Origin of the sequence: Desulfosarcina cetonica JCM 12296 (assembly GCF_001311845.1) — a bacterium.
In the GTDB taxonomy this organism is placed as follows: Bacteria; Desulfobacterota; Desulfobacteria; order Desulfobacterales; family Desulfosarcinaceae; genus Desulfosarcina; species Desulfosarcina cetonica.
In genome coordinates, this window is the sequence record NZ_BBCC01000268.1 from 1 (window position 1) to 6721 (window position 6721).

Below are 6721 nucleotides of genomic sequence, written 5' to 3' on the forward strand. Positions count from 1 at the left end.
CCGCGTCACAACGGCCTGATCCGCCGCTTGCCCGGTCCCGTAGGCGGTTGGACGCGCACGCGCGATCTCCGGCCGATCAACAAGACACCGTTCCGCCAACGATTCGCGACCCGAAGGAGGCGCGCATGAGCCTGTCCGCATCCCACCAGGAGCCTTTTCTCGCCACCATCCGCAGGGCGTTGGGGCAGACCACCGATACCATCGCCGACCGCCGGTCAAAGCTGTTCGACCGCCGCCTGGACACGGACACCCGGACGATCCTGGACACCATCCATCAGCGGTCCCATGACGACCGGCAGCTTCTATTGGACCGCTTTTGCGAGCAGGCCAAGCCGCTCCACCTCAACATCATTCCGGTGACTAACAAGGCAGCGGCGGCCGATGCCATCGTCGAGCTCGTGGCCACCACGACGCCCGAATGGGGCGACCAAAAATCGGTGGTTCGCTGGCCGGATCCTGTTGGACGAGTTGGACCTGGAAACACGCCTGGCCACTCAGGAGGTTCCGGTCCACACCACCCGCCTCGATACGGCCACCCCGGTCGACGACCAGCGGGCGGCCATCCGCGGGCAGGTCATCGATGCGTATATCGGCATCACCACGGCCGATTTTTGCCTGGCCGACACGGCGACCCTGGTGATGAAGAGCCGCCCGGACCAGGCCCGCGCGGTCTCCCTGGTGCCGTCCATCCACGTGGCCGTGGTGCGGCTGGATCAACTGCTGGCCGATCTGAAGGAGCTGTATGCGCTGCTCCGGTGGGACAATACACAGTGGAAGGCGGGGCTCACCCATCACATGGTGATGATCTCGGGGCCCAGCAAGACCGCCGACATCGAACTGGTGATGGTCCACGGCGCCCATGGGCCGCGGGCCGTGCACGTGGTGGTGATCACCGGCCGCTAAAGGGTCCGGCGATGGGCGGATCGCGGATTCATCGTCCGGCGCATTCGGCCGACGGATAAAGGGTATCGGGGGCAAAGGCGTAGCGTGTAGCGACCTGTCTGGCCATCAGAAGACCGGTAATGGGCGGGACGACCGTTTATAACCATACGGCCCAGTCGCCGTAGTCAAAGGTGCCGCTGCATGATGCAATTTGCCCTCATCCTGCAACTGCCGAAAAGCGGCACGCATTCGGCCAAGAATCTCAGGCTGAATATTCAAAGCGTGGTGTGCAGGGAACACCTGCTTCACCGGCAGTGCCGACACCCGCTCCAGAGAGTTGAGGTACGCCTTTGGATCGGTGGACGGAAAGTAGGCAAATAGCGTGTCTTTATAAACCAAATCGCCGGTAAAAAGATAACCGCGTTCCCTTTCCCAAAAACACATATGCCCTGGCGAATGGCCGGGCGTATGCACGACTTGAACAAAGCGGCCGCCAAGATTGATCATATCATTATCCTTTAGCACTCTTGTTGGCCGACCTTGAAAGAATTCATATTTATCTACATCATAACCTTCCGGTAGTTCACAACGGTCAACGACCATGCCTTTAATCTGCTCAATCGTCAGAGGGAATTCTCCGGCGAGCCAATTCAATTCGGCCTTATGGGCGTAAAAGTTTGGAAAAAATCTATGGCCGCCAATATGATCCCAGTGAATGTGCGTGGCTACGGCAATAACCGGCTTATCTGTTAGCCCTATGACTTTATTATAGATATTACAGATTCCAAGACCCGTATCAATCAGCAAGCTATGTTCAAGGCCATTCAACAGATAACAATGTGTTTCTTCCCAATGGCGGTATTCGCTGATTATAAAAGTGTCCTTGTCAATTTGATCAATTGAAAACCAATTGTCCATTTGTTTTTCTCTTCTGTGCCGAAAACGATGACGGCGGATCGTACAGGCATCGGCCGGCTCATTCGGCCGGCCGATCATCCTCGGCGTCGGAATCGAGCAATTCCGCCGCCAAGGGCCCGCCTTCACGCCAGGCATAGCAGCTGTTCTTCAGGCCCTGGCGCATGCCTTTAAAGGTTATCGGGTCGATGGGCCGGCTGATCCGATAACTCCAAGCCCCCTGAAAGGCGGCCGGCGCCATGGCCGCCATCAACTCGTGCAGGTGGGTGCAGGCTGCCTTGCGCGGCACCAGCGCCTGACCTGAGCGATAAAACCACCGGCAATGCGCATGCCCTTGACAGGGGCCAGGCACGCCTGGACTTCAAGGCACTCCTCACGGGGAACCGTGGGCATCTCCACCTCGATGGCTTCAATCGTCATTTCCGGCACCTTGATTTCCATGCGGATGGCCATATGGTGGACCGTGTATGGCGGACGGACCTCCCCCGAGGGGTCGTAGGAATCAAGAAAACGCCGATCCTTGAACATGCCTTCGGCGACAATCGTATCGCCGGTGCTTCCCTCATAGATGAAGGTATCGATGGTACGGTTGTGGATCGCCTTTTGCCGGGATTTATCCAATACGATCATTGATGGTCTCCACGCGCTGTTGCACATAAGATGCGATTCATAAAAGCGGAAGGGGTCACAAGGGCGTTGCCGCTGGGCATCACGGTGCCGTTGCCCGGCCGTTTGACCGAACCGAAAAGTGAGCTATAGCCTATCATTGGGGATCGATCAATCGCAATTGGCCTTGGGTGGCCGAGGGGAACAGCGTCCGCCGGCTCACCGACGGCATCTGTATTGACACCGCCCTCATCCTGTGAGATAGTCAGATTGCTCTAATTTACAATTAGTTACACCGCAAGGTCGGTTTCACGCCTTCGGACTTGCCATAGGTTCACGCCTGATTCCGGATCGGAGCAATAGCGCATGCATAGTTTCAACATTCAATACCACACACCATCGGATCTTGCCGACGCCCGCGAGAAACTTTCCCCCATCCGGCCGCGACAGCTTCTGATCAGTGTCTTTTGCGGCACGCCCGAGGCGCGTTACATCACGGAGCTGATCGGTGAATTGAAAACGGCTTTTCCCGAGGCGGCCATTCTGGGCACGACCACGGCGGGTGAAATCATGAACGGCGGCGCGTTCGAGCGGGCAACGGTGATCAATTTCACCCATTTTGAGGAAACATGGGTCTGCTCGGGGTTGGTTACCGGCGATGCCGACCTCTATCGGACCGGCCGGCAACTGGCCGGCGAAATCGTGCATGCGGACACCCAGGTGGCCATTATCTTCGGATGCGGCATCAAGGATGACGGAGCGGTCAATGGCGAACCGCTATTAACCGCGTTTCATGACACCTTTCCCCGGGTGCTGATCGCCGGCGCCCAGGCCGGTGACAACGGGCTGGCCAAAAGGACCTTCGTCTTCACCCAGGACGGTTTCACCGACAGCGGGGCGGCGGCGGCATCCCTCAGCGGAACCCGATTGATCGTCAACAATCACTACAACCTCAGCTGGGTCCCGTTGGGCAAGGAGATGGTCGTCACCCACGCCGAGGGGACGATTATCCACACCATCGACGATAAGCCGGCCAAGACGATCTACACCCACTATCTGGGGGAGCAGGTCGGCGATCGCCTGCCCCATTCAGCCGCCGAATTCCCGCTCATGGTCGAACGCCATGGGCTTCACCTGGCCCGTCACGCCAACCGGGTTCTACCCGATGGGTCGCTGGCTTTCATGGCGCCTTTCTACACCGGTGAGAAGGTGCGTTTCGCCTTTTGCCACTCCGAATTGGTCGCCGAATCCGCTCGCCATACCCAGGGTACGTTTGCCGCGCGTCCCTATGAAGTCATCTTCGTTTACTCGTGTCTCTCGCGCAAGTGGGTGCTGGGCAAAGATATCGAGCTGGAGTTGGCCCCCTTGGGCTGTCTGGCGCCCACGGCCGGGTTCTTCAGCTACGGCGAATATTACAGCCACGATCAGGGCAACCTCTTCCTTAGCCAGACCATGACGGTCCTGGCCTTGTCCGAGAAGGACACTGCGGGAAAACATGACGAACGGGACTGCCAGGCGCCCCTTGACGACTCGCCCCAGGAGAGTAAACAGATCCAGGACCTAAAGGCCCTTCACCGGCTGGTGGAGACCTCGGCCAGGGAACGGGAGCAGTTGATCGAAGAGCTGCAATCCGCCCTGGCCGAGATCAAAACCCTGCGCGGCTGATTCCCATCTGCGCCAACTGCAAGAAAATCCGCGATGACAAAGGCTACTGGAATCAGATCGAAGCCTACATCCAGGCCCATACCGATGCCCAATTCAGCCACGGCATCTGTCCGGATTGCGCCAGACTCCTTTACCCGTCCTTCTTCAAGGAGAAATCGAAACCGGAGAAACCGGTCTAAGCGGCTGTTTGAAAAGTTCGTCCAGGCCCCGCTACCGGCGTTGAAACGAGGTTGTCACCGGACGTTTGAGACCGCGGGCGTCCGGGCAACCGATGGCATCGTCAGGCGATGCCCCGGGAAATGCCAACCCGCCGGCCTTCTTCCATTTCCCACTGGATGCCGTACTTATCGATCCAGTAGAAAAAGGTGATCGGGAAGCCTTCCAGTTCGACCGGATGATAGTTCTCACTGCGGTTGATCATGGTGACGCCTTCCTGCCGGCGAAGGTAGTCGAACACCTCGTTGCAGTTGGACACCTCCATGGCGATATGCCGGGGGCCGCCCATGTCGAAGGTTTTCGGTTGGAGAGGAATCGCCGGGTTTCCCTTGGGGACGTGATAGGCCATCAGTTCCAGGTAGATGTTGGCCTGGGGATGTTTGAGAAAACGCACGTCCACGTCGACCTTGGCATCCAGGATGCCGGCATCCAGGGCAAAGGCTTCATCTCGACGCCGGCATAGTCCATTTTATTGCCATCCGAATCAAAGGCCTGCTCAAACCCGAGCACGCGTGCGTAATATTCAGTCGCCTCCGCCACGGACGGGACCACCACATTGACGTGGGATAATCCAAGGATAAAGGCCGACATGTCATGCATGCGCAGCCGCTCCAGCATCAGCTCCCGGCAGAGTTCATCCACGAACACGCAGTAGTTGACCCGACTGCCGTTCTTGATGTCCGGGCTGCAGATGAGATACGGCTTCGTTTTTTCGGCATCGGTGTCATCCGGCCCTTCCTGGATGCAGGCATTCCACTGGTGCCACTTAAAGTACTCGGGTTGGATGAGATAACCGGCGGCGACCATATCGAAGGGGTTGAATCCATTGGCGCCGAAGACGGTCTCCCACTCCCCCAGCCAGCCCAGGGCATGTTCCGCCAGAAATTTACCGAGCCTGCCGGATTCGCCAAGCGCGATCAGATCCTGGGGGCGAATCCAGACTTGATGGCAAACCTCGAAGGGCACCAACGTCAAGGGGACGTCTCGCTGGAGAAGAACTTCAAACGCGGGGGTGTCGAACTCGAAATTCAGGTCACGAAACGGTTTGGGCTGCCAGTGACCGGAAATAAAACGCTGGTCCATGCTGCGCCGTCCGGCCACCAGAACGATTTCGTCGATGCGGCTCTCCAGCGCCGGGTATTTCAGCAGCAGGATGGCGATGTTCGTGGCCGCGCCAATGGCCATGATGGTCAGCCGGTCTTCCTTGAGGGCCGCCGCCATCTGCTCCACCGCCGCATTGGTCGTCACCCGCGACAGGTCCTTGGGAAGCTTTTCCCCCGCGCCCTGGTAGACCGACACGCTGTTGGGGCCGTAGCTGGCGATAAAATTCCGGGCCGTGCGGGTGGAACGTTCGATATCGTCCGTATTGCCCAGGGTGGAACTCACCCCGACAACGGTAATCTCCACCGAGCGAAGCAGCACCGCCAGGGCATAGGCATCATCCACATCACAATAACTGAAACACCCGGTTTTTTGACCGATGGCCATATCCGTATCCACCCAGACGCGTTTCTGCGCAACAATCTGTCCCACGTATTCTCCTCCGTGTTGGGTCGCATGAATGGTTCAAATAGTCTGCAGACCATGAGAACTTGTGTTAATGCTGAGAATCTGCTGTCGACCCTGTATCGGTTGCGTCGGGCGATATCTTTAGCGTTGAGGATACATGTTCGGCGGCATGCGCATAGAGGGTTCGATAGAGCTGACAGACCAGCATCTGGTGGGCATGGCGATTGTAGTGCAGCCGGCTGGGGCAATCTCCGGGGCAAACCGGCTTGAGCGCGCAGTCGGCACACAGGGCCGCGTCGGGCCGAAATACCCGCAATGCGGCAAGGCGGTCAAACTGGGGCCGCCAGACCGTGCCGGCGGCAAAATACGGATCGCCCAGGGTCTGCCCGCAAGGGAAAACCGCGCCTCTGGGATCCACCGCCAGGCTTTCACCAAGACAGGCATGGCAAAAAACCGGCCGTTTGCGCGGCATCCGGAAAAGGTCCTGCTCCCGCAAACGGATGGGGACTTGCCGGTGTCGGTTGACATCGGCCAGAACGGCCAGCATCCGCCGCAGCCCCTGGTCAAGGGCGCGTGCATCGGCAGGCGTTGCACCGGCACCGGTCTTTTGATCGGCACGTCCCTTGGCGACCAGAAGATCGAGACCGATTCCCCGTGCGCCCCGGTATCCCGCCAGGTCAGCACCAGCCGGTCCAGCACGCCCACATTGACCTGGGTAACCACGGTGGTCACCCGAAAGGCGATGCCCGCGGCATCCAGCATCTGCAATCCGCGCAACGTCTCACCGGCCATGCCGCGTTGCTGCTGGTGAACCGCCGGCGGGCCATCCAGGCTGACGCCGACCTGGACGTCATGCGCCTTGAACAGCGCCAGCAGCTCCGGCGTCAGGCAGGTGGCGTTGGTCTGAATACCCAGGCTGCGGCAGCGG

The 6721-nt window shown here is 59.0% G+C and carries 10 protein-coding genes; 3 read left to right on the forward strand and 7 right to left on the reverse strand.

What is annotated here, in order from left to right; translation table 11 throughout:
• Positions 1-76: 76 nt before the first annotated feature.
• Positions 77-250 (reverse strand): hypothetical protein, encoded by a 174-nt coding sequence (locus JCM12296_RS39245; RefSeq protein ID WP_157068069.1) that lies wholly within the window; start codon positions 248-250, stop codon positions 77-79.
• A 209-nt stretch (positions 251-459) separates the two neighbouring features.
• Here JCM12296_RS39245 and JCM12296_RS31420 point away from each other — a divergent pair, with 209 nt between their 5' ends.
• Entirely contained in the window at positions 460-903 is a 444-nt protein-coding gene (locus JCM12296_RS31420; RefSeq protein WP_054701385.1) for a LutC/YkgG family protein, read from the forward strand.
• Positions 904-1008: 105 nt separating this feature from the next.
• Here the strand turns inward: JCM12296_RS31420 and JCM12296_RS31425 are convergent, their stop codons facing one another.
• The 3 genes from JCM12296_RS31425 to JCM12296_RS31435 are packed head-to-tail and all read right to left on the reverse strand — an operon-like array spanning position 1009 to position 2427.
• A complete protein-coding gene (locus JCM12296_RS31425) occupies positions 1009-1800 on the reverse strand; it encodes an MBL fold metallo-hydrolase (RefSeq protein WP_246805185.1) in 792 nt (263 codons plus the stop codon).
• Between the two features lie 58 nt (positions 1801-1858).
• Positions 1859-2086 carry a hypothetical protein gene (locus tag JCM12296_RS31430; RefSeq protein ID WP_157068070.1) on the reverse strand — a complete coding sequence of 76 codons (228 nt, stop codon included), beginning with the start codon at positions 2084-2086 and terminating at the stop codon, positions 1859-1861.
• Entirely contained in the window at positions 2047-2427 is a 381-nt protein-coding gene (locus JCM12296_RS31435; protein ID WP_054701390.1) for a DUF2889 domain-containing protein, read from the reverse strand. The genes JCM12296_RS31430 and JCM12296_RS31435 overlap by 40 nt, the downstream gene beginning before the upstream one ends.
• A 342-nt stretch (positions 2428-2769) precedes the next feature.
• Here JCM12296_RS31435 and JCM12296_RS41025 point away from each other — a divergent pair, with 342 nt between their 5' ends.
• Positions 2770-4068, forward strand: coding sequence for an FIST signal transduction protein (locus tag JCM12296_RS41025; protein WP_054701393.1), 1299 nt, complete (start codon positions 2770-2772; stop codon positions 4066-4068).
• A 280-nt stretch (positions 4069-4348) separates the two neighbouring features.
• On the opposite strand, the gene JCM12296_RS42840 is transcribed toward JCM12296_RS41025, so the two are convergent.
• The 3 genes from JCM12296_RS42840 to JCM12296_RS51060 all read right to left on the reverse strand — a co-directional run bounded on the left by JCM12296_RS42840 (position 4349) and on the right by JCM12296_RS51060 (position 6340).
• A complete protein-coding gene (locus tag JCM12296_RS42840) occupies positions 4349-4684 on the reverse strand; it encodes a hypothetical protein (protein ID WP_218188380.1) in 336 nt (111 codons plus the stop codon).
• A complete protein-coding gene (locus JCM12296_RS31445) occupies positions 4633-5817 on the reverse strand; it encodes a nucleoside hydrolase (RefSeq protein ID WP_218188381.1) in 1185 nt (394 codons plus the stop codon). The genes JCM12296_RS42840 and JCM12296_RS31445 overlap by 52 nt, the downstream gene beginning before the upstream one ends.
• Before the next feature lie 64 nt (positions 5818-5881).
• Positions 5882-6340 carry an SPASM domain-containing protein gene (locus tag JCM12296_RS51060; protein WP_083456703.1) on the reverse strand — a complete coding sequence of 153 codons (459 nt, stop codon included), beginning with the start codon at positions 6338-6340 and terminating at the stop codon, positions 5882-5884.
• Between JCM12296_RS51060 and JCM12296_RS51065 the strand changes: the two genes are divergently transcribed.
• Positions 6308-6604 (forward strand): hypothetical protein, encoded by a 297-nt coding sequence (locus tag JCM12296_RS51065; RefSeq protein WP_157068071.1) that lies wholly within the window; start codon positions 6308-6310, stop codon positions 6602-6604. The genes JCM12296_RS51060 and JCM12296_RS51065 overlap by 33 nt on opposite strands.
• The last annotated feature ends 117 nt before the right edge of the window (positions 6605-6721 follow it).

Coding starts and splice junctions, on each gene's coding strand:
- JCM12296_RS51060 (WP_083456703.1), bottom strand. CDS start 6,340: ATGCTGGCCGTTCTGGCCGATGTCAACCGACACCGGCAAGTCCCCATC.
- JCM12296_RS31435 (WP_054701390.1), bottom strand. CDS start 2,427: ATGATCGTATTGGATAAATCCCGGCAAAAGGCGATCCACAACCGTACC.
- JCM12296_RS31425 (WP_246805185.1), bottom strand. CDS start 1,800: ATGGACAATTGGTTTTCAATTGATCAAATTGACAAGGACACTTTTATA.
- JCM12296_RS41025 (WP_054701393.1), top strand. CDS start 2,770: ATGCATAGTTTCAACATTCAATACCACACACCATCGGATCTTGCCGAC.